The 21,223-nt window shown below is 73.5% G+C and carries 21 protein-coding genes and 1 riboswitch; of the genes, 11 read left to right on the forward strand and 10 right to left on the reverse strand.

Annotated features, from left to right (window positions below; genetic code table 11):
• On the forward strand, nt 1-434 hold a 434-nt coding region (locus G3I53_RS26830; protein ID WP_164337842.1), incomplete at its 5' end, for an IS3 family transposase.
• Nucleotides 431-763, forward strand: coding sequence for an integrase core domain-containing protein (locus G3I53_RS26835; RefSeq protein WP_164337841.1), 333 nt, complete (start codon nt 431-433; stop codon nt 761-763). The genes G3I53_RS26830 and G3I53_RS26835, both read left to right, overlap by 4 nt.
• Before the next feature lie 254 nt (nt 764-1,017).
• Here G3I53_RS26835 and G3I53_RS26840 read toward each other — a convergent pair whose 3' ends face one another.
• Nucleotides 1,018-1,656 carry a TetR/AcrR family transcriptional regulator gene (locus tag G3I53_RS26840; RefSeq protein WP_164338279.1) on the reverse strand — a complete coding sequence of 213 codons (639 nt, stop codon included), beginning with the start codon at nt 1,654-1,656 and terminating at the stop codon, nt 1,018-1,020.
• Between the two features lie 92 nt (nt 1,657-1,748).
• Here G3I53_RS26840 and G3I53_RS26845 point away from each other — a divergent pair, with 92 nt between their 5' ends.
• The 4 genes from G3I53_RS26845 to G3I53_RS26860 all read left to right on the forward strand — a co-directional run bounded on the left by G3I53_RS26845 (nt 1,749) and on the right by G3I53_RS26860 (nt 6,225).
• Entirely contained in the window at nt 1,749-2,924 is a 1,176-nt protein-coding gene (locus tag G3I53_RS26845) for an NAD(P)/FAD-dependent oxidoreductase (RefSeq protein WP_164338278.1), read from the forward strand.
• A 59-nt stretch (nt 2,925-2,983) separates the two neighbouring features.
• Entirely contained in the window at nt 2,984-3,880 is an 897-nt protein-coding gene (locus tag G3I53_RS26850; protein ID WP_164338277.1) for a phosphorothioated DNA-binding restriction endonuclease, read from the forward strand.
• A 372-nt stretch (nt 3,881-4,252) separates the two neighbouring features.
• Nucleotides 4,253-4,594 (forward strand): DUF485 domain-containing protein, encoded by a 342-nt coding sequence (locus tag G3I53_RS34190; RefSeq protein ID WP_164338276.1) that lies wholly within the window; start codon nt 4,253-4,255, stop codon nt 4,592-4,594.
• Nucleotides 4,591-6,225, forward strand: a complete 1,635-nt coding sequence (locus G3I53_RS26860) for a transporter (protein ID WP_164438858.1) — start codon at nt 4,591-4,593, stop codon at nt 6,223-6,225. The genes G3I53_RS34190 and G3I53_RS26860 overlap by 4 nt, the downstream gene beginning before the upstream one ends.
• Before the next feature lie 60 nt (nt 6,226-6,285).
• Here G3I53_RS26860 and G3I53_RS26865 read toward each other — a convergent pair whose 3' ends face one another.
• Genes G3I53_RS26865 through G3I53_RS26875 form a run of 3 tightly spaced genes read right to left on the reverse strand, consistent with a single transcriptional unit; the run spans nt 6,286 to nt 8,821 of the window.
• A complete protein-coding gene (locus G3I53_RS26865) occupies nt 6,286-6,930 on the reverse strand; it encodes a 3-oxoacid CoA-transferase subunit B (protein WP_164338712.1) in 645 nt (214 codons plus the stop codon).
• A complete protein-coding gene (locus G3I53_RS26870; RefSeq protein ID WP_164338711.1) occupies nt 6,927-7,595 on the reverse strand; it encodes a 3-oxoacid CoA-transferase subunit A in 669 nt (222 codons plus the stop codon). The genes G3I53_RS26865 and G3I53_RS26870 overlap by 4 nt, the downstream gene beginning before the upstream one ends.
• On the reverse strand, nt 7,595-8,821 hold the full coding sequence (locus tag G3I53_RS26875; RefSeq protein ID WP_164338710.1) for an acetyl-CoA C-acetyltransferase: 1,227 nt from the start codon (nt 8,819-8,821) through the stop codon (nt 7,595-7,597). Before G3I53_RS26875 ends, G3I53_RS26870 begins: the two co-directional genes overlap by 1 nt.
• Nucleotides 8,822-8,892: 71 nt before the next feature.
• Here G3I53_RS26875 and G3I53_RS26880 point away from each other — a divergent pair, with 71 nt between their 5' ends.
• Both G3I53_RS26880 and G3I53_RS26885 read left to right on the forward strand, forming a co-directional pair.
• On the forward strand, nt 8,893-9,834 hold the full coding sequence (locus G3I53_RS26880; RefSeq protein WP_164338709.1) for a LysR substrate-binding domain-containing protein: 942 nt from the start codon (nt 8,893-8,895) through the stop codon (nt 9,832-9,834).
• Nucleotides 9,835-10,076: 242 nt separating this feature from the next.
• Entirely contained in the window at nt 10,077-12,767 is a 2,691-nt protein-coding gene (locus G3I53_RS26885; protein WP_164338713.1) for a SpoIIE family protein phosphatase, read from the forward strand.
• Nucleotides 12,768-12,840: 73 nt separating this feature from the next.
• On the opposite strand, the gene G3I53_RS26890 is transcribed toward G3I53_RS26885, so the two are convergent.
• The gene (locus tag G3I53_RS26890) at nt 12,841-13,527 is read right to left on the reverse strand and encodes a TetR/AcrR family transcriptional regulator (RefSeq protein WP_164438859.1); all 687 of its coding nucleotides are present in this window, start codon (nt 13,525-13,527) and stop codon (nt 12,841-12,843) included.
• A 103-nt stretch (nt 13,528-13,630) separates the two neighbouring features.
• Between G3I53_RS26890 and G3I53_RS26895 the strand changes: the two genes are divergently transcribed.
• Nucleotides 13,631-14,593, forward strand: coding sequence for an NAD(P)-dependent alcohol dehydrogenase (locus G3I53_RS26895; protein ID WP_164338172.1), 963 nt, complete (start codon nt 13,631-13,633; stop codon nt 14,591-14,593).
• A 53-nt stretch (nt 14,594-14,646) separates the two neighbouring features.
• Here the strand turns inward: G3I53_RS26895 and G3I53_RS26900 are convergent, their stop codons facing one another.
• Genes G3I53_RS26900 through G3I53_RS26920 form a run of 5 tightly spaced genes read right to left on the reverse strand, consistent with a single transcriptional unit; the run spans nt 14,647 to nt 19,786 of the window.
• Nucleotides 14,647-15,339: an ATP-binding cassette domain-containing protein gene (locus G3I53_RS26900; RefSeq protein WP_164438860.1), complete on the reverse strand. Its 693-nt coding sequence runs from the start codon at nt 15,337-15,339 to the stop codon at nt 14,647-14,649.
• Nucleotides 15,332-16,309: an ABC transporter ATP-binding protein gene (locus tag G3I53_RS26905; protein ID WP_164335199.1), complete on the reverse strand. Its 978-nt coding sequence runs from the start codon at nt 16,307-16,309 to the stop codon at nt 15,332-15,334. Before G3I53_RS26905 ends, G3I53_RS26900 begins: the two co-directional genes overlap by 8 nt.
• On the reverse strand, nt 16,306-17,202 hold the full coding sequence (locus tag G3I53_RS26910; RefSeq protein WP_164335201.1) for an ABC transporter permease: 897 nt from the start codon (nt 17,200-17,202) through the stop codon (nt 16,306-16,308). Before G3I53_RS26910 ends, G3I53_RS26905 begins: the two co-directional genes overlap by 4 nt.
• Nucleotides 17,203-17,207: 5 nt before the next feature.
• Complete coding sequence (locus G3I53_RS26915; protein ID WP_164335209.1) at nt 17,208-18,176, reverse strand: ABC transporter permease; 969 nt, start codon at nt 18,174-18,176, stop codon at nt 17,208-17,210.
• Between the two features lie 20 nt (nt 18,177-18,196).
• A complete protein-coding gene (locus G3I53_RS26920) occupies nt 18,197-19,786 on the reverse strand; it encodes an ABC transporter substrate-binding protein (protein ID WP_164335203.1) in 1,590 nt (529 codons plus the stop codon).
• 179 nt (nt 19,787-19,965) lie between these two features.
• A riboswitch (cobalamin riboswitch) is annotated at nt 19,966-20,148 on the forward strand.
• A gap of 29 nt (nt 20,149-20,177) precedes the next feature.
• On the opposite strand from G3I53_RS26920, the gene G3I53_RS26925 reads away from it, so the two are divergent.
• Nucleotides 20,178-20,888 (forward strand): energy-coupling factor ABC transporter permease, encoded by a 711-nt coding sequence (locus tag G3I53_RS26925; protein ID WP_164335206.1) that lies wholly within the window; start codon nt 20,178-20,180, stop codon nt 20,886-20,888.
• The coding region (locus tag G3I53_RS26930) for an energy-coupling factor ABC transporter substrate-binding protein (RefSeq protein WP_164438861.1) at nt 20,885-21,223 on the forward strand (339 nt) is incomplete at its 3' end. The genes G3I53_RS26925 and G3I53_RS26930, both read left to right, overlap by 4 nt.

Raw genomic sequence — 21,223 nt, forward strand, 5'->3', positions numbered from 1 at the left:
TGATCCAGGAGGCGTACGAGGCCAACTACCGTGTCTACGGCGCCCGGAAGATCTGGCGGCTCTTGAACCGCCAGGATGTCGCGGTGGCCCGCTGCACCGTCGAACGCCTCATGCGCGAGCTCGGCATCGCCGGAGCGGTCCGCGGCAAGAAGGTGATCACCACGATCCCCGACGTGAGCGCACAGCGGGCCCCGGACCTCGTGGACCGTGACTTCGTCGCCCCGGCCCCGAACCGCTGCTGGGTTGCCGACTTCACCCACGTCACCACGTTCGCCGGCGTCGTCTACGTCGCCTTCGTCGTGGACACTTTCTCCCGCCGCATCGTCTGCTGGTCCGCGGCCACTTCGAAGGAGACCCGGCTCGTCCTGGACGCCCTCGAGATGGCCCTCTGGCAACGCGACCGAGACCAACGCCCTTACAAAAAGGCGAGTTGATACATCACTCCGATGCCGGGTCGCAGTACACATCGTTCGCGCTCGCCGAGCACCTCGACCGGGCAGGCATCGCCGCATCGATCGGATCGGTCGGCGACGCCTACGACAATGCCCTGATGGAGTCCACGATCGGCCTGTTCAAAACCGAGTTGATCAAGCCCCGTCGGCCCTGGAAGACACTCTCCGAGGTCGAGCTGGCCACCGCCGAATGGGTCGACTGGTACTGCCACCGCCGACTGCACGGTGAGATCGGGCACATCCCACCCGCCGAATACGAGACCAACTACTACCGGGCAACCACGAAGCCCCAGGTCACAGTCATAACCTAGAGTCTCGATCGAACCCGGAACGGTTCAAGTACCCTGCTGTCCGAACGGGAAGAGCAAGAACGCCCGCCCCCCGTACTGGTCGTCGGCGAGGCCCAAGGGCATCATCCCGAGACATGAGTCTCAACTGAGCTCACAGACAGCCTTCAGAATGCCTGCACTGAAGGATCCGACGCCGCGGTGTCATCCGGTGCCCAATCAACCTGGAACAGTGAAACCTCGCCCCCGGTCGGTGGCGGATCGACGCGCACGTGGGCTCAGGCTTCCTCCGCCGGTCGTGGTTCCGGTCCGGCCAGCCCGTGCAGGAGCAGGTCCGTGCAGGTGTCGATGACGTGCTGCTCGTCCTCGCCGTCGGCGGGCGGGAGCAACGCGTAGTTGAGGGTGACGATCATCGCGCCCATTGCCGCTGCGACGAGTTCGGGGTCACCGGGCAGCTTGTGGCCGCGCTCGGCCAGGTACTCCAGATGCATCCGGATCGTGCCGGTCTGCTCGCGCAGATCGCGCCAGGCCCTGCCCGTGCCGGGGTCGTCGGCCACCATCGCCTGGAAGAGCGCGAGCGTGACCGGACGGGTCTGCCGCATCACCGACCACGCGGCATCGAGGTGCTCGCGCAACTGGTCGCGGTCGGTCAGGTCGTGGTCGCGGGGATGCTCCTGCCCGGCCATGCGGTCGTCGATCGCGTCTTCTCTCTCGGCGAGGAGCGCCTGGAGCAGCTCGTCCTTGCCGGCGAAGTGCTCGTAGAACGAGCCGGTCGAGCGTCCGGCCGCCGCGGTGATGTCGGTGATCTTCGTGTTGAGGTAACCGCGCTCGCTGAACAGCTCCCGTGCCGCGTCCAGCAGCGCGGCGCGCGTCTGGGCCGCCCGGACCTTTCGGCCGGCGGCGCCCGCCTGCGGCATGTCGTCCTCCATGGGCTGTTGACAGACGCCAGCGTATCGGAACAGACTTTCACTGAATCCAGTTTCAGTGAATCCTTATTCAGGGAGGCGCCGTGCGAACGATCGTGATCGGTGGCGGGATAGCTGGTCCTGCCATCGCCCTCGCCCTGCGGCACATCGGTCACGACGTGACCGTCTACGAGGCGTACGACGTACCGCCCGAGGACGTGGGCGCCCACTTCAGCCTGGCGGTCAACGGCCTGCGCGCACTGGAGAAGCTGGGCTGCCTGCGCGACGTGCAGGAGGCCGGGCACCCCGTCGAACGGATGCGGTTCTACTCGGAGGGCGGCCGTCTCCTGGGCGACGTGGCACGCCTCCGGCGTGAAGCCGACCCGATGCGCAGCATCACGCTCCAGCGCGGACGGCTCGTGTCGATCCTGCGGGAGGCGGCACTCGCCGCCGGCGCGCGGATCGTCACGGGCGAACGCCTGGTCGGCGGGACGGAGTCGGCGGACGGCGTGGTGGCAGAGTTCGCCTCCGGCCGGCGCGAGAGCGCGGAACTGCTCGTGGGCGCCGACGGCGTCTGGTCCACCGTGCGCGGACTGATCGACTCGTCCGCGCCGCGCGCCGAGTACGCCGGGCTCTACGGGGTCGCCGGAATCGCCAACGCGCCCGGGATCGAGCCCGGGGTCTGGAACCTCGCGTACACGCGCGCCGGTGCCTTCGTCTACACCGGCATCGACGAGGGGACCCAGTGGTGGACGGCTCAGATCGGGGATCCCGTCAAACCCGACCTGCGCGGCATCGACGACGCGCAATGGCTGCGGCGCGTGAACGAGTTGTTCCCCGAGGCGCTGCCGCAGGCCGTCGTCGGAGCCGCGACATCGATCGTCGCGTCCGGCCACCTGACCGTCTGCGACACCGTCCGCACCTGGCACAGTGCTCGCATGGTGCTGGTCGGCGACGCCGCCCACCCCGTCGGCGTCGGACACGGCGCCTCGATGTGCATCGAGGACGCGCTGGAGCTCGCGGTGGCGCTGAGCGGCGCCCCGACCGTCCCGGCGGGGCTGAAGTCCTACGACGCGACCCGCCGCCCGCGCATCGACAGGCTGCTCAAGCACGGGCACAACGCCCGGGAGAGCAAGCGGCCCAGCACCGTGAAGCGGCAGATCAACTCGGCGAGGATGCGCGTCCTCCTCCCGTTCTTCGAACGGGCGCAGGGATACCTGTACGACTACGAGCCGCCCTCCCTGCCCGCCATCGGCGGATCACGGACCGCCACGAGCTAGCCCCGACCGCAACCCTGCCCCGCAGAGTGCACGGCGGCGCCTCAGTACGATCACCGTCCATGGACTGGCTCGAGCGTGTCGCGAAGCTCAGGCAGTGGAGCAGGAGCGGGGCGCGTGCCCCGCACAAGCCGCTGCTGCTCCTGTACGCCCTCGGGCGGTTCCAGCAGGACGCCGAGGGCGAGCTGCGGTACAGCGCCGTGGAGCGCGAACTGCAGCAGTTGTTGACCGAGTACGGTCCGCCCCGTCGGACGACGCCTTCCTACCCGTTCCATCACCTCGTCAGCGACGGCGTGTGGGAAGTGCGCACCGACCGCGGGCCCGGCAGCCCGGGGAGCGGGGTGCGTGACCTGCGGGTGTCGGGTGCCACCGGCCGGCTGGTGCCCGGACTGCGCGGTGCGCTGAGCGACGACCCGGCCCTGCTGGCGCGCATGGCACGGCTGTTGCTCGACCTGCACTTCCCGCCGTCGCTCCACGGCGAGCTCTGCGAAGCCGTCGGCCTGGACCTGGAGCGCGCGGAGACGGGGCTGCCGTCGGCGACGCGGCGGCAACGGCACCGGCGCATGCGTGAACTGGTGTTGACCGCGTACGAGTACCGGTGCGCCTTCTGCGGTTACGACGGCCGGATCGGTCCCGTCCCGGTCGGGCTGGAGGCCGCGCATGTGCGCTGGTGGGCATTCGAGGGTCCGGACGATCTCGACAACGGACTCTGCCTCTGCTCCCTGCACCACAAGCTCTTCGACAAGGGCGTCCTGGGGATCGGCGACGGCCACCGGATACTGGTCTCCCAGCGCTTCGTGGGGCACAGCCCCGCGGCCCGGGAGCAGGTGCTGGCGCTCGCCGGACGTGAGCTGATCGGCCCTCAGCCGGGAACGGTCCCCGTCGCAGCCGACCACCGCGCCTGGCACATGGAGCAGGTCTTCCAGGGCGCGCCACGTCCCGCCGCGGCGGGAGTCTGAGGGCCCGGGGCGCCGGCCCGGGGCGCCGAACGCGCCCCGGACTGCGGCGCGACACCCCGCCCGGGGCCCGTCGCCCGCCGCGCGCCGCCCGCCGACCGACAACCGCTGACCGCTGACCGACGACCGACGCCGATGACCGACGGCGGGCATCGTGATCGTTCATCGTCGCGCGGACGAGCCGTTCGCCGCCCGGGCTGCCCGATCACACGGTGCCCGCTCACTGTCCGCGCCGCTGCTGATTGGGCGGCGGAACAAGTCTGCGGCCGGAGGGGCCGGAGCCGTGGGGGTGTCTGGTTGACTCCGCGGTCACCCCCCGCACCCGTCCCCGCGCCCCTCAGGCGGTGCGGGTCCAACGTGAGTGGAGCCGCTCGCATGTCCTTCGGACCGCAGCCCCGGTACGGGCCGCCGTACCCCGACAAGCCCGCTGTCGACGCGCACCCCGGGAGGGAGCCGGAGGATCCCGGCGCCGGGGAGACCGCGCGCCTGGGGGTCGGGTTGCGGCTCGGGGTCCGGACCGCCGTCGTCTGGTTCGTGTTCGTGCTCGTCGCCGCCCTCCTGCCGTCCTGGTACGGCACGCCCGTGGCCGGACCGGTGAGTCTGGGCGCCGTGTTGGCCGTGGTGCCGCTGGCCGTGGGGGTGCATGCGCTCGTGGCGCACGGGCGGCAGACCGACGGGGTCGAGCAGCAGCCGGACGAGCGGCGGTGGGCGTCGTGACCTCGCTCCTCGATCCCTCCTCCCGGTCCCTCGTCCTCGCGGTCGTCTCCGTGTTCGTCGTGGTCTGCCTGATGCTGTGCGTGATCACCGGCGCCGACGAGGACGACCGGGCCCTCGTCCGGTCCGACAGCCGTCGGCTGCGTTCCTGGCAGCAGGGCATCGCCATGGGCGGCGACACCACCACGGTCGCGACCGTCACCGTGCTGGTGGGCATGGTCGCCGTGTCCGGGTTCGACGGGCTCGGCGTCATGCTGGGCAGCCTGCTCGGGGTGGTGCTCTTCCTGGTGCTGCTGGTGGAACCGCTGCGCCGGCACGCCTCGCTGACGGCCGCGGACCTGCTGGACGCGCGGGGCAGCGGCGGTCGCGCCGTGCGCCTGTCGTGGGGGGCGGTGACGCTGCTCGTCTGCTTCCCGCTGCTCGTCGTGCAGTTGGTGGTGGTCGGCAACGTCGCCGCGGCGCTGATCGGGCAGCCCGGCCTGCGGACCGGCTGCATCGTGCTGATCGGCTGTGTGATGACGGCGCTCGCCGTCATCGGCGGGATCCGCGGCACGGGCGTCGTGATGATCGCCAAGTCGGTGATCACCCTGCCTGTGCTGGTGGTGACGGCGGTCCTCGTGCTGCACCGTTTCGGCGGGGACCCCGGGCGACTGCTCGACGCCGCGGCCCACGGTTCGCACATGGGCGAGGCGTATCTGCGTCCCGGCGGCTACACCGGCGACGGCTGGGTCGGGGCCGTCAACCGGATCGGCCAGATGTTCGGCATGTCGCTGGCGACGCTGGCGATGCCCGCCGTGCTGATGCGGGCGATCTCGACGAAGAGTCCGCGCGGCGCCCGCATCGCCGGCCGGTGGATGCTGGGCGAACTCGTCCTGCTGTACGGCGCGTTGGCCGTCGTCGGCGTGGGTGCGGCGGCCCTCGTCGGTGAGGTGCTGCGTGAGGCCGGTCCGGCGGCGCAGGTGTTCACGCCGCTGGTGCTCGGCCGGGCCCTCGACCACGGGGGCGTCCTGGTCGCCGCCCTGGCCTGCGTCCTCTTCCTCACCGCGCTGGCCGCCGTGGTGGACGTGACCCTGGCGGCGGGCATCGCGCTGGGCCGCGACGTGCTGGGGACGTCGGGCACGCCCGTCGCCGGTCGCCGGCCGTCGGGCCGGGCGGACGGCGCCACGTCGCGGTGGTCCGCGGCGGCGACGGGCGCGGTCGCCTCGGTCGTCGCGGTCGTCGCCGCCGACTGGAACCTCGTGGTCGTCTCCACGCTCTGGCTCGCCATCTGCGGCGCCGCCCTGGCACCCGTCCTGCTGTACGCCGTGTACTGGCCGGGGTTCACGGCCCGCGGTGCGCTGTGGTGCCTGTGGGGAGCCGCGGCGCTGAGCATCGCGGCCCTCGCGCTGTCGCCGTACACGTCCGGTACGCCCGGGTCGCTGTTCCCGGGGCACGACTTCAAGGTCTGGGACGTGACGATCCCGGGCCTGGTGACGGCGCCGGCCGGGTTCCTGCTGGGCTGGCTGGGCAGCGTGACGGATCGGCGGTGGCCGGCGAACGGCCGCCGGGCGCAGGGCACTTCGGAGAAGGGGAAGGAGAAGGGGAGGGGGAGGGGGAGGGGGAAGGAGCGGGAAAGGGAGTTGGACGTCGTCTGAGGCACCCGTGGGTGTGTGTGGTGGGGGCGGGTGCGGCCCCACCTGCCCCCCACCCGCTGCTCAGCCCAGCAGCCGCAGCCCCAGCCGTTCCTCCAGCTCCGCCCGCGTCGTGCCGAAGAGGTCGCGGACGCGGACTCCGTCGGGGGCGAGGTCGAAGACGCCGTGGTCGGTGTAGATGCGGGAGACGCAGCCGAGGCCGGTGAGGGGGTAGGTGCACTCCTCGACCAGCTTGGGGGTGCCGTCCTTGGCGAAGAGGTCCATCATCACGAAGGTCCGGCGGGCGCCGACCGCGAGGTCCATGGCCCCGCCGACGGCCGGGACGGAACCCGGGGCGCCGGTCGACCAGTTGGCGAGGTCGCCGCGGACGGAGACCTGGTAGGCGCCGAGGACGCAGTAGTCGAGGTGGCCGCCGCGCATCATGGCGAAGCTGTCGGCGTGGTGGAAGTAGGCGGCGCCGGGGAGTTCGGTGACGGGCTGCTTGCCGGCGTTGATGAGGTCGGGGTCGACCGCGTCGTCGGCGGCGAGCGGGCCCATGCCGAGCATGCCGTTCTCGGTGTGGAGGGTGACGTGCTGTTCGGGGCGCAGGTGGTTGGAGATGAGGGTGGGCGCGCCGATGCCGAGGTTGACGAACGAACCGGCCGGGATGTCGGCCGCGATGAGCGCGGCGAGTTCGTCGCGGTCGCGCAGGGGCGTGGTGCTGCTCATGCCGGGCCTCCGGTCGTGACGACGTGGTCGGTGTGGATGCCGGGGGTCACGACGTGTTCGGGGTCGATGGCGCCGGTCTCGACGACGCGGCGGACCTGGACGACGGTGGTGGCCGCCGCGGTGGCCATGACGGGGCCGAAGTTGCGGGCGGTCTTGCGGTAGACGAGGTTGCCGGCGCGGTCGGCGGTGTCGGCCTTGATGAGGGCGACGTCGGCGGTGAGCGGCTGTTCGAGGACGTACCCCTGTCCGTCGATGACGCGGGTCTCCTTGCCCTCGGCGAGCACGGTGCCGTAGCCGGTGCGGGTGAAGAAGCCGCCGATGCCGGCGCCGCCGGCCCGGATGCGTTCGGCGAGGGTGCCCTGCGGGACCAGTTCGAGTGCGACGGTGCCGGCCCGGTAGGCGGCGTCGAAGTGCCAGGAGTCGTGCTGCCGGGGGAAGGAGCAGATCACCTTGCGCACCCTGCCCTTGGCGATCAGCGCGGCCAGGCCGATGTCGCCGTTGCCTGCGTTGTTGTTGACGATGGTCAGGTCGCCGACGCCGGAGGCGATGAGCGCGTCGATGAGTTCGACGGGCTGACCGGCGGCGCCGAAGCCGCCGACCATGACGACGGCGCCGTCGCGCACGCAGGTGACGGCCTCGGCCGGGTCGGTGTGGAAGGTCGGCATCACGCGTCGGCCCTTTCGAACACGGCGGCCAGGCCCTGGCCGCCTCCGATGCACATCGTCTCCAGCGCGTAGCGTCCGCCGCTGCGGCGCAGATGGTGCGCGAGGGTGGCCAGGATGCGGGCTCCGGTGGCGCCGACGGGGTGGCCGAGGGAGATGCCGGAGCCGTTGGGGTTGAGCCGTTCGTCCGTGGCCGGGATGTCCCACTCGCGCAGGCAGGCCAGCACCTGGGCGGCGAACGCCTCGTTCAGTTCGATGAGGTCCAGGTCGTCCAGGGTGAGCCCGGCGCGCCCGAGGGCGGCGGCGGTGGCTGGGACCGGGCCGATGCCCATCCGTTCGGGGCCGACGCCGGCGACCGCCCAGGCGCGCAGCGCGAGCAGGGGCTCCCAGCCGCGGCGTTCCGCCTCGGCGCGGGTGGTGACCAGGCACATGGCGGCGCCGTCGTTCTGGCCGCTGGAGTTGCCCGCGGTCACGGTGGCTTCGGGGTCCAGCCCGGCCCGTACGGGGCGCAGTGCGGCGAGGTCCTCGGCGGTGGTGCCGGGGCGGGGGTGCTCGTCGGTGTCGACGGTCCGTTCCGGTGTGCGGCGGGTGGCGGGCACGGTGACCGGCACGATCTCGTCGGCGAACCGGCCCTCGGCCCGGGCGCGGGCGACCCGGGTCTGGGAGGCGAGGGCGAGGGCGTCCTGTTCCTCGCGGGTGAGGGCGTACTCGCGGCGCAGGTTCTCCGCGGTCTCGATCATGCCGCCGGGGACCGGGTGGTCGCGTCCGCCCGCGGTCTGGCGGGCCCGGTCGAGGCGGTCCCACAGTTCGAGGCTGCCGGCCCGGACGCCCTGGCGGACGCCGAGCGCGTAGTGCTCGACCTGGCTCATCGACTCCACACCGCCGGCGACGACCGTGGTGGCGGCGCCCGTGGCGACGGTCCCGGCCGCGTAGAGGACGGCCTGGAGGCCGGAGCCGCAGCGGCGGTCGAGCTGGAGTCCGGTGACCGCGGTGCCGAGTCCGGCGTCCAGGGCGGCGATCCGGCCGATGGCGGGGTTCTCGCCGCTGGGGTAGCAGTTGCCGAGCACGACGTCGTCGACGTCGCCCTCGGCGAGCCCGGCGCGGTCGGCGAGCGCGCGGAGCAGCCGGCGGGCCAGCTCCGTCGCCGGGAGTCCGGCGAACACGCCGCCGAAGCGGCCGACCGGTGTGCGCAGCGGGTGGCAGACGACCACGTCGGAAGCAGACTTCATACCAGGGACCGTAGTCAGCGGGTATGGGTAGGGGAAATATCAAAATCCTGCCGATTGATATCCTTTCGCATATGACTGATGAGCTGCGCCGGATGCGTTACTTCGTGACCGTCGCGGAGGAGCTCCACTTCGGGCGGGCCGCGGAGCGGCTGCACATGGCGCAGCCGCCGCTCAGCCAGGCAGTACGGGGGCTGGAGGAGTCGGTGGGGGCCCGGCTGCTGGAGCGGACCACGCGCCGGGTGGCGCTGACCGCCGCCGGTGAGGCGTATCTGCGGCACGCGCGGGACGTGCTGGCGCGCGTGGAGCGGGCCCGGCAGGACGCGCGCCGGATCGAGGCGGGTCTGGAGGGGCGTCTCGTGGTGGGCTGCGTCGGCTCGGCCACGTACTCGCTGCTGCCGCGCTTCGCGCGCGCCCTGCGGGCCGAGCTGACGTCGGTCGATCTGGCGGTGCGGGGCGAGATGCTCACCGCGGACCAGGTTGCGGCGTTGCGGGACGGCACCATCGACCTGGGGCTGATGCGTCCCCCGGCCGACCGGACGGGCGTCGTCGTCACCCGGCTGCGGTCCGACCGGCTGGTGCTGGCGGTCCCGGACGGGCATCCGCTGGCGCGGCGGCGCCGGGCCTTCGTCCGGGACCTGGCGGGCGTGACCCTGCTCACGCATCCGGGCGGCGGCCGGTCCGCCATGTTCGACGTGGCCCAGCGGGCCCTGTCCGAGGCGCGGGTCACGCCGGGGGCCGTGCAGGAGGTCGCCGAGACGTCGACGCTGGTGATGTTCGTGGCGGCCGGTCTCGGGCTGGCGGTGCTGCCGGAGCCGGCCCGGGCGCTCGCGCTCGAGGGGGTGGTGTGGCTGCCGCTGCACGGGGTGCCGCCGGTCGAACTGGTGGCGGTCCGGCGGGACCGCGTCGAACCGCATGTGGCCCGCGCGGTGCGGTCCCTCGCGTCGGCCGCCGCGGCCGGGACGGGGGCAATGCCGTCGCGGCACGACGCTGTCGCCCGGAAAGAGTACCGTTGACGCATTCGTGAGCATTGCGAACGGCATTCTTCGCTACGGAGCAGGTCAGGGACGCTCAGGAGGAGGGACATGGTGCAGTGAGCGGGTACTCCCGGCGCCCTCCGGTTCTGTCGCCCCCCTTCTTCGGCGGCCGGAGGGAGCAGACGGCGGAACCCGGCCGGCGGCGGGGCCGGACCGGGGAACGGGGGCGGGGCGGTGACCGTTCCGGCCCGCAGGGACCACCCACGGGCAGGCTCCGCTCGCTGTTCCGGGTGCGCAGCGTGGCCGGCCAGGTGTTCCTGCTCCAGGTGCTCGTCGTGACCCTGGTCATCGCCGCCGCGCTGGCCGCGCTGCTGCTCCAGGCGCGCCGGGACAGCACCCAGGACGCCCGGCTGCGGTCGATGGACATCGCCAAGACGCTCGCCTACTCCCCGGCCACGGCGGAGGCCCTCACCGCGCCGGACCCGACGGCGCAGCTCCAGCCCCTCACCGAGCGGATCCGCAAGGAGAGCGGGGTCGACCTGATCGTGGTGCTCTCGCCGACCGGGGTCCGCTACACGCACCCCGACCCCGCGGAGATCGGCGAGTTCGATCCGAACGCGCTCAACCTGCCGAGCGACCCGCGGACGGAGAACTTCCACACCACCCGGGGCGACGCCGTGGCCTCCTACGTCCCCGTCACCGAGCCGGACGGCACGGTCGTCGGCACGGTCGCGGTCTCGATCACCGTGAAGCAGGTGGCGAGCATGGCGGCGACGCAGCTCCCGGTGCTGGTGGGGGCGGCGGTCGGGGCGCTGGCCCTGAGCGCGGCGGGCACGGCGCTGGTCAGCCGGCGGCTGCTGCGCCAGACGCACGGGCTGGGGCCGGTGGAGATGACCCGGATGTACGACCACCACGACGCGGTGCTGCACGCGGTGCGGGAGGGCGTGCTGATCACGGACGACGACGGGTCGCTGGTGCTGGCCAACGACGAGGCGCGGCGGCTGCTGGACCTCCCGCCGGACGCCGAGCAGCACGACGTGGACGATCTGGGGCTGGACCCGGTGCTGGTGGACGTGCTGACCTCGGACGAGACGCTCACCGACGAGGTGCACCAGGCGGGCGGCCGGCTGCTGGCCGTCAACAAGCGCCGTACGGCCCCCTCCCCCCACACCGGGCGGGCGGGGAGCGTGGTGACGCTCCGGGACACGACGGAGCTGCGGACGCTGTCGGGCCGGGCGGAGGTGGCCCGGGAGCGGCTGACCCTGCTCTACGACGCGGGCGCCCGGATCGGTTCCACCCTGGACGTGCAGAAGACCGCCCAGGAGCTGGCGGACGTGGCGGTGCCGCGGTTCGCGTTCGTCGTCACCGTCGAGCTGGCCGAGGAGGTGCTGCACGGGGAGGAGCCGCCCCGGGTGGCCTCCGTCATGCGCCGGGCCGCCGTGAGCGGCATCGAGGCCGACCGGCCGCTGGTGCCGCCGGGCGGGCAGGTCCGCTTCCGTCCCGGCACTCCGCAGGCGCGCTGCGTGGAGACCGGCCGGGCGGTGCTGGAGGCGGACCTGGCCACGGCCGAGGAGTGGCAGGCGATGGACCCGGAGGAGGCCGCGAACGTGCTGGCGCACGGCGCAGGATCGCTGATCACGGTGCCGCTGCGGGCCCGCGGCACCCTGCTGGGCGTGGTGGACTTCTGGCGGTCGCAGTGGGAGAAGCCGTTCGACGAGAACGACATGGCGTTCGCGCAGGAGCTGGCCGCGTGGGCCGCGGTGGCGCTGGACAACGCCCGCCGGTACACGCGGGAGCACGCGATGGCGGTGACGCTCCAGGAGAGCCTGCTGCCGCGGGACCTGCCGGAGCTGAGCGCGCTCGATGTGGCGCACCGCTATCTGCCGGCCCAGGCGGGGGTGGGCGGCGACTGGTTCGACGTGATCGAGCTGTCGGGTGCCCGGGTGGCCCTGGTCGTCGGTGACGTGGTGGGGCACGGGCTGCACGCGGCGGCCACCATGGGCCGGCTGCGCACCGCGGTGCACAACTTCGCCACGCTCGACCTGGCGCCGGACGAGCTGCTGGCCCGGCTGGACGACCTGGTGGCCCGGCTCGACCGGGAGCAGTCGGGCCATGACGAGGACGAGACCCTCATCGGGGCGACCTGTCTGTACGTGGTCTACGACCCGGCGTCCGGTTCCTGCATGATGGCGCGGGCCGGGCATCCGCCGCCCGCCCTGGTCCACCCGGACGGCACCGCCGTCTTCCTGGACCTGCCCGCCGGTCCCCCGCTGGGCCTGGGCGGGCTGCCCTTCGAGGCCGCCGAGGTGCAGGTGCCCGAGGCCAGTCAGCTGGTGCTCTACACCGACGGGCTGGTGGAGAAGCGCGGCCGGGACATCGACGTCGGGCTGGCGATCCTGCAGGGTGCGCTGGCCGCCCAGCCCGGCCGGGCGCCCGAGGAGACCTGCCGGGCCGTCCTGGAGGCTTTGCCGCCGGACCGGGCCACCGACGACGTGGCGCTGCTGGTGGCCCGTACGCGAGTGCTGAACGCCGACCAGGTGGCCGACTGGGACGTGCCGCAGGAGCCGGCCGCGGTGTCGCGGGTCCGGGCGGAGGTCGCCCGGCAGCTGGACGCGTGGGACCTGACGGAGGCGGGCTTCGCCACCGAACTCATCCTCAGCGAACTGGTCACCAACGCCATCCGCTACGGCACGTCGCCCATCCATGTCCGTCTGCTGCGGGACCGTCACCTGATCTGCGAGGTCTCCGACGGCAGCAGCACCTCGCCGCATCTGCGGTACGCGTCCACCACGGACGAGGGCGGGCGCGGGCTGTTCCTGGTCGCCCGGTACGCGGAGCGCTGGGGCACGCGGTACACGCCGGCCGGCAAGGTCATCTGGACCGAGCAGCTGCTGGACGGCGGCAGCGGCGAGCCGGCCGGGCCGGCGGACGACGACGACCTGCTCGCGCAGTGGGCCGACGTCACGCTGTGAGGGCGGCGGCGGAGCCCGTGGGGCCGCGGTACCGGGGCCCGTGGTGAAACGGAGCGGCGGGCGCCGTGCCGTGTCAGGCGCCGGCGGGGCGCCGGCGCCGCCCCTGAGGGCCGTCGGCCGCCATCGGGAGGCTGCGCAGGGTCAACGCGCCCGGCGGGGGCAGCGGTTCGTGGGCCCGGTCGGCGCGGAACGACTGAAGCAGGTAGGCCACCAGGCGCCGGGACGCCGCGTCGTCGTCCGGGAGGGCGGCCACCAGACCGCAGTGGGCCAGCAGGACCACGGCGAGGTCGGACGGGTGGAAGTCGGCCCGCAGCGCGCCCGCCGCCTGGGCCCTGCGCACCAGGCTGGTGAGGCCGCGCTCGGCCTGCTGCCGGGACCGCTCGTGCTGTGCCGGGGCGTCCGGGAAGGCCGCGAGGAACGCGGCCGGGAATCCGCGTTCCTCCCGTTGCAGCGCACAGACCGTCTCGACCAGCTGCTGGAAGCCCTGCCACGGGTCGGGGGCGGCCAGAGCTTCGGTGAGCGTCCGCGCGCAGGTGTCCATCTGCTGCGCGTACGCGCCTCTCACCAGGGCGTCCCGGGTCGGGAAGTGCCGGTACAGCGTCGCCACGCCGACCCCGGCCCGCCGCGCCACCGTCGCCATCGGGGCGTCGATCCCGTGCTCCGCGAAGACCGCGCGGGCGGCGACGAGGACGCGCTCCCGGTTGCGCCGGGCGTCCGCCCGCACCCCGCCCCGGGATGTGATCCGAGAGGATTCCGCCATCACTGTCTCTCGCTTCCGCTCCAAACGGACGATTGCGTCCGCTTACGAGCTTACGGTCGATGCCGGATCCCCCGTACGACTCCCTTGCGACAGAGGCGGAACGATGAACGACCGGATGATGAAGGCAGTGCTCTACGACCGCTACGGCGGCCCCGGCGTGCTCTACACGGGCCGCGTGCCGCGCCCCGAGCCGGCCCCCGGCGAGGTCCTGGTGAAGGTGCGCGCGTTCAGCGTCAACGGCGGCGAAGTGGCGGCCCGGGCCGGCCGTCTCCGCCTCCTGACCGGCCGGACGTTCCCCAAGCGGGTCGGCCTGGACTTCACCGGCGAGGTCGCCGCACCCGGCGCCGGGGTCACGGAGTTCGCGGCCGGGGACCGCGTCTGGGGAGTCCTGGGCCGCACCGGGTTCGGCAGCGCCGCCGAGTACCTGACCGTGCCCGTCGGGCGGATCGGCCGGCTCCCCGACGGCCTCGACCCGGTGGACGCCGCCGCGCTGCCGGTGACGACCACGGCCATCACCGCCCTGCGGGACAAGACCGGGCTGCGGCCCGGGGAACGGCTCCTCGTGCGGGGCGCGGCGGGCGGTGTCGGCAACGCCGGCGTCCAGCTCGGCCGGGCGTACGGCGCGGAGGTCACCGCCCTGGCCCGCGCGGCCAACCACGACTTCGTCCGCGGGCTGGGTGCTCACCGGGCCGTCGACCACCGGGACGTGCGGCCGGCGGACCTGGGCCGCTTCGACGTGGTCCTGGACACCGTGGGCACCGGCCTGCGGACCTTCCGGCGCCTGCTGAATCCCGGCGGGCGCATGGTCACCATCGCCTTCGACCTGACACGGCCCGCCAGGTCGCTCGCCTACCTCGCGGCCGGCACCGTCCACGGACGGAGCCGGGTGCGCTTCTTCAGCGGCAACCCCGGGCGGGCGGACTTCGACGATCTGGCCCGCCATGTCGCCGAGGGAAAGCTGAGGCCCGCGGTGGACACGGTCTTCCCCCTGGAGGAGACGGCGGCGGCCCACCGGGCGCTGGAGGCGGGCGGTGTCCGGGGCAAGTACGTGGTCAGGGTCGCGTAGGGCGTCCGCGGAGGTCCGGCCGGCCGCGTCACCGGCCCGTCCGGACGGCACGCCTACGCGGTGACGAGGGCGCCTCCGGGGGTCTTCGCGGGGGCGGTCACGGTGTCCCAGTGCACGGTGCGGTCGCACCAGCGGTCGAGGAGGACGTGGTCGTGGCCCACGGCGAGCAGGGCCGCGCCGGTGGCCGCACGGTAGTCCTCGACGACGGCGACCAGCGCCGCCGTGGTGGAGGCGTCGAGCATGGCGGTCATCTCGTCGCAGATGAGCATGCGCGGCCGGAGGATCAACGCGCGGGCCAGGCAGGCGCGTTGGAGCTGGCCGTCGCTGACCTCGTGGGGGCGGCGGGTGAGCAGGTCGGGGGTGAGGCCGACGGTGTCGGCGAGTTCGGGGACCCGGGCGGGGACCTCGTCGCGGCGGCCGGTGGCGCGCAGGGGTTCGGCGATCAGGTCGCTCAGGCGCAGCCGGGGGTCGGCGGAGAGCCGGGGCTGCTGGAAGACCACGCCGAAGGCGGTGCGGGCGGCGCGCGGGGCCCGGTGGCGCCAGTGGCGTACGGGGGTGCCGTCGAGGAGGACGGTCCCGGCGTCGGGGCGGTGCAGGAGGGCGGCGACCCGGGCGAGGGTGGACTTGCCGCAGCCGCTGGGGCCGAGCAGGCCGACGGCCTCGCCCGCGGCGACGGTGAGGGAGGCGCCCCGGACGGCGGGGGCGCGGCGGTCGTAGCCGGCGGTGACGGTGCGCAGTTCAAGCACGGACGTCCTCCGGGGTGCGGGCCGGGACCGGGTGGTGGCAGGCGACCGACGCGGTCAGGTCCGGGACGGTGGCGCAGGCGTCGGTGGCGCGGTCGCAGCGGGGGGCGAAGGCGCAGCCGTCGGGCAGGCTGCCGAGTTCGGGCGGCAGGCCCGGGATGGGGGTGAAGGCGCGGTCGGGGAGGGCGTCCAGCAGGCCGCGGCTGTAGGGGTGGCGGGGGCCGGGGGTGCCGAAGAAGGTATCGGCGGGGGTGAGTTCGACGATGCGGCCGGCGTACATGACGGCGACCCGGTCGGCGACGCGGGCGGCGGCGGCCAGGTCGTGGGTGATGATCAGCAGGGCGCGGCCCTGTCCGGCGTCGACGTGGCGGCGCAGTTCGTCGACGGTGCGGTCCACCAGGTCGCGGTCGAGGCCGGTGGTGGGTTCGTCGGCGAGGAGCAGGGGCGCATCGCCGATCAGGGCGAGGGCGGTGGCGGCACGCTGGGCGAGGCCGCCGGAGAGTTCGTGCGGGTAACGGTCGAGGTGGTCGGCGGGGAAGGCGGCGCGGGCGGCGGCCTGTTCGGCGGCCGTGCGCAGGGCCGCGCGGCCCCGGACGCCGGTGAGTTCGGCGACGGTCTCCTCGGTCTGCGCGCGGATGGTGCGTACGGGGGTGAGGTGCGCGGCGGGGCTCTGCGGGACGAGGCCGATGCGGCGGCCCCGGACGGTGCGGGCCAGGGTGCGTTCGTCGGCGGCGAGCAGGTCGAGGTCGCCGAGGTGGGCGTGGCCGGTGGTGCGGGCGTTGGCGGGGAGCAGGCCGAGGAGGGCGGAGGCGAGGACGGACTTGCCGCAGCCGCTCTCGCCGACGAGGGCGAGGCATTCGCCGGGGGCGACGTCGAAGTGGGCGTCGGTGACGGCGGCGACCCGGCGTCCGCCGGGCAGCAGGAAGCGCACGGTCAGGCCGCGCACGGACAGCACGGGGGGTGTCGCGGTCACAGCGTGAGCTCCGATCGGCGGCGGGGGTTGATGCGTTCCCGCCAGACGCCGGCGAGTCCGGCGATGGCGAGGGTGGGGACGATCAGGAACAGGCCGGGGAACAGGGTGGGCCACCACTGTCCGGCGAGCAGGGAGCCGCGGGCACCCTGGATGAGGGTGCCGAGGCTGGCGGTGTGGGCGGGCAGGCCGAGGCCGAGGAAGGACAGGGCGCTCTCGTGCCACATGGCGTGCGGGACCATCAGCACGGCGGCGAGCCCGGCCTGCGGCAGCACCCCGGGCAGCAGGTGCCGCAGGGCGATCCGCCACCGGGAGGCGCCGCCGGAGACGGCCGCGTCGATGTAGGGGCGGGAGCGCAGGGAGAGCACCTCGGCGCGCACGATGCGGGCGGTGGACAGCCAGTGGGTGAGGGCGACGGAGACCACCACGGGCCAGACGCCGGGCCGGAACATGGCGACGATGAAGATGCCGAGCAGCAGGTGCGGGACCGAGGCGACGGCGTCGACGACGCGCATGACGATGCGGTCGGCCCAGCCGCCGAGGGCGCCGGCGGTGGCGCCGACGGCGGTGCCGATGACGGTGGCGGTGAGCGCGGCGACCAGGCCGACGAGCAGGGAGACCCGCAGGCCGTAGACGCAGCGCAGCAGCAGGTCGCGGCCGACGTCGTCGGTGCCGAAGGGGTGGGCCCAGCTGGGCGGCAGCAGCTTGGCGCCGAGGTCGACGCTCTGCTGGTCGAGCTGGACCAGGGGCGGCACCAGCAGCACCGCGAGGACGGTGAGGGCGACCAGGGTCGCGGAGACCCGCAGCCGGAGGGTGTGGGTGGAGCGGCGGGCGGTGCCGCGCGGGCGCCGGACGCGTCCGGCCGGCGGGGTCTTCTCCAGGGTGGTGTCAGCCATGGGGATCACATCTCATCCAGCTTCACCCTCGGGTCGGTCAGTCCGTACAGCAGGTCGGCGAGCAGGTTCCCGGCGAGGACGGCGGCGGTGGCGAGGGTGGTGAGCGCGGCCAGCAGGGGGAAGTCGACGGCGGTGGCGGCCTCGACGGTGGCCGCCGCGATGCCCGGCCAGCTGAACACGGTCTCCACCAGCAGGGCGCCGGTGATGAGTTCGGGGACCCGGGAGCCGATCAGGGTGAGCACGGGCAGCAGTCCGGAGCGCAGGGCGTGGCCGAGGAGCACGGTGCGTTCGGCGAGGCCGCGGGCGCGGGCGCCGCGCACCGGGTCCTCGGCGAGGGCGTCGCCGACGCCCTGGCGGACGTAGAGCGTGAACCAGGGCAGCTGGGACACGGCGAGGACGCCGGCGGGCAGCACGAGGTGGCTCGCGAGCTGTCCGGCGGTGACGTGGTCGCTGCCGGTGTCGGTGAGGCCGCCGGCCGGCAGGACGTCCAGTTTCAGGGCGAACAGCCAGATGGCGAGCAGGGCGATCCAGAAGACCGGGGCGGCTTCCAGGGAGTAGGCGACGGAGGTGACCGCGCGGTCGAGGAGGGAGCCGGGGCGGCGGGCGGCCAGCACGCCGAGCAGGGTGCCGAGCAGGACGGCGACGGCGAAGGCGACGGTGCACAGCAGCGTCGACCACACCAGCCGTTCGCCGATGACCTCGGCGACGGGCTGGCGCATCACGGTGGACTGGCCGAGGTCGCCGGTGACGGCGGAGCTGAGCCATTCCCACCAGCGGGCGGTCAGCGGCCGGTCCACGCCCAGGTTGTCCCGCAGCCGGTCCAGGGTCTCCTGGTCGGCGCCGAGCGCGGCGGTGCCCGCGTACGCCTTCACCGGGTCGAAGGGGGAGGCGGCGGCGATCGCGAACACGCCGAAGGTGACGACGAGGAGCACGGGCACGGCGAACAGGGCCCGCCGTGCCGTGAGGCGTCCCATCGCCGCCCAGGGCAGCCTGCTCACTTCTTCGGCGTCCAGTCCTCGACGTTCCACCAGGGGCCGCTGGCGAAGCCGTGCTCGTGGGGCTCGGTCTGGGTGGTGAGGCCGTCCCAGCGGTCGGCGAGGACGTAGAGGTGGTCGATGTGGGTGAGGAACGTGTAGCCGGGGTTCTCGACGAGAGCGCGCTGGAGGTCGTCGTAGGCGGCCTTGCGGTCGGCCTGGACGCGGGTGCGGCGGCCGGTGTCGAGGGCCTTGTCCACGTCGGGGTCGTCGTAGCGGGCCATGTTGTTGAAGCCGTCGCCGGCGAGGGAGGAGTGCAGCAGGGTGTAGAGGCCGAAGTCGGGGTCGCCGGTGCTGCCGAAGCCGGCGAGGACGGCGTCCTGCTTCATCCGGGGCTCGATGACCTCCCAGGTGCCGCTCTCGACCTTGACGTCGATGCCGGCCTGCTTGGCGTCGGAGGCGTAGGCGAGGGCGTGGTCCTGGCGGACCTTGTCGCCGGAGGGGTAGTAGAGGGTGAAGGCGGCGCGGCGGCCGTCCTTGGCGCGGATGCCGTCCTTGCCGGGCTTCCAGCCGGCGTCGTCGAGGAGCTTCTTGGCTCCGGCGAGGTCGCGGGGCCGCTCGATGTCCTCGGCGAACCAGGTGTCGTCGACGGGGAGCGGGCCGTAGGCGGGGCGGCCGGCGCCGTCGAGGATCCTGTCGACCATGGCCTTGCGGTCGACGGAGAGGTCGAGGGCGCGGCGGATCGCGGTGTCGCGGGTGACGGGGTTCCCGGTGGGGAGGCTGACGGCGCGGAAGTCGTAGGAGGTGGCCCGGTACGTCGTGCGCTCGTCGTCGTTCTTGAAGGTGGCGGCGAGGTTGGGCGGCAGGGTCGCGCCGTCGAGATCACCGGAGCGCAGCCGGGTGGCGCGGACGTCGTCGTCGGCGATGACCGCCATGGTGAGCTTCTTCACCTTCGGGGCGCCGCCCCAATAGTCCGGGTTGGCCTTGAAGGTGAGCTTTTCTCCCTTGCGCCAGTCGGCGAGGACGTAGGGTCCGGTGCCGACCGGGCGGGTGTTGAAGGAGCCGGTGTTGGGGTCCTGCTTCCCGGCCACGTGCTCGGGCACGATGGGCAGCACGGTGCGGGCGGCGAAGGCCGCGTAGGGGTAGTCGAGGGTGAAGACGACCGTGTGCTCGCCGTCGGCCCGGACCTCCTTGATCGCGTCCAGTTCGCTCTTGGCGGTGTTGTTGGTCTTGTCGTCGAGCACCGTGCGGTAGGTGTAGACGACGTCCTCGCTGGTCAGCGGCTCGCCGTCGGTGAATTTGACGTCGTCGCGCAGGGTGAAGGTGTAGGTGCGGCCGTCCTCGCTGATCTCGGGGAGGGCCTTGGCCAGCGCGGGCTTCAGGTTCATCTCCGCGTCGCGGGCCAGCAGCCCGTCGAAGATCTTGGAGTTGCCGTCCTTGCCGTAGCCGAGCAGCGGGTTCAGGGTGTCGGGTTCGGTGGAGACCCCGATCACCACGGCGTCGGCGGACCCGCCGCCGTCGGCACCGCCGCTTCCCGGGGCCGAGCAGGCGGCGAGCGCGCAGGCCGTCACTGCGGCGACGGCGGCGCTCCGTGCGCGTCGGGTCGTCATCGAACCTCACACTCCAGTTGACCGATAATCGTTGTTGCATATTAGTTGCAGCAAGGGGCTACCCGGTACCGGCTCCCCCCAGTCCCCGCGCGCTCCCCCGCTCCGGGGCGCGTGCCGCGGGGAGGGCGGGCGCCGTGCGTGCGCCCCCGTGACCGCTTGTCACCGGCCGGGCACGGGCACTACTGTCACCACGCCTTGGTGACGGGAAATCCGGTGCGACACCGGTGCGGCCCTCGCCACTGTGATCGGGAAGTCCTGCTCCTGCCCCCACGGGCAGCCACTGGGTCCTCGGACCCGGGAAGGCGGAGCACGGGCGGTGGTACCCGTCAGCCAGGAGACCGGCCAAGGCGCGTCAACCATCCACGAGGTGCTGGAGAGGGTCTGCTGAGCCATGCACATAGCCGAGGGTTTTCTGCCTCCGGCGCACGCGGTCGCCTGGGGTGCCGTGTCGGCGCCGTTCGTCGTCCACGGAGCCCGGTCGCTCGTCCGTGAAGTCCGGAGCCATCCCGAGAGCACGCTGCTGCTCGGCGCGTCGGGAGCGTTCACCTTCGTCCTGTCCGCGCTGAAACTGCCGTCGGTCACCGGCAGTTGCTCCCACCCCACCGGCACGGGGCTGGGCGCGATCCTGTTCCGGCCGCCGGTCATGGCGGTCCTGGGCACCATCACCCTGCTGTTCCAGGCGCTGCTGCTGGCCCACGGCGGGCTGACCACGCTCGGCGCGAACGTCTTCTCCATGGCCGTCGTCGGACCGTGGGCCGGGTACGGCGTCTACCGGCTGCTGCGCCGCGCGGACGTGCCCCTGATGGGCGCGGTGTTCGCCGCCGCGTTCGTCGCCGACCTGTCGACGTACTGCGTGACCAGCGTGCAGCTGGCGCTGGCCTTCCCCGACCCGGGCAGCGGAGTGCCGGGCGCGCTCGGCACGTTCGGCTCCGTCTTCGCCGTCACGCAGATCCCGCTGGCGGTGAGCGAGGGGCTGCTGACCGTGCTGGTGATGCGGCTGCTGGTGCAGTCCAGCAAGGGCGAACTGACCCGGCTCGGCGTGCTGGTGACGCGGGCCGGACGCGCGACGGCCGACGCGGCCCCCGAGGCGGTGGCCCGGTGAACCGGAACACGCGGATCAACGCGCTGCTGCTGCTGGTGGTCGCCGCGCTCGCGGTGCTGCCCCTGGCGCTCGGGCTCGGGGACCACAAGGAGGAGCCCTTCGCGGGCGCGGACGCCGAGGCGGAGACGGCGATCACCGAGATCGACCCGGACTACGAGCCGTGGTTCTCGCCGCTGTACGAACCGCCGTCCGGAGAGGTCGAGTCGGCGCTGTTCGCCCTCCAGGCGGCGATCGGCGCGGGCGTCCTCGCGTACTACTTCGGGCTGCGGCGGGGCCGGCGGCAGGGCGAGCAGCGGGCGTCGGCGGCCGCGGACCCGGACACCGGCGCCCCCGCC

This window comes from Streptomyces sp. SID14436 (assembly GCF_010548465.1).
Classification (GTDB): Bacteria; Actinomycetota; Actinomycetes; order Streptomycetales; family Streptomycetaceae; genus Streptomyces.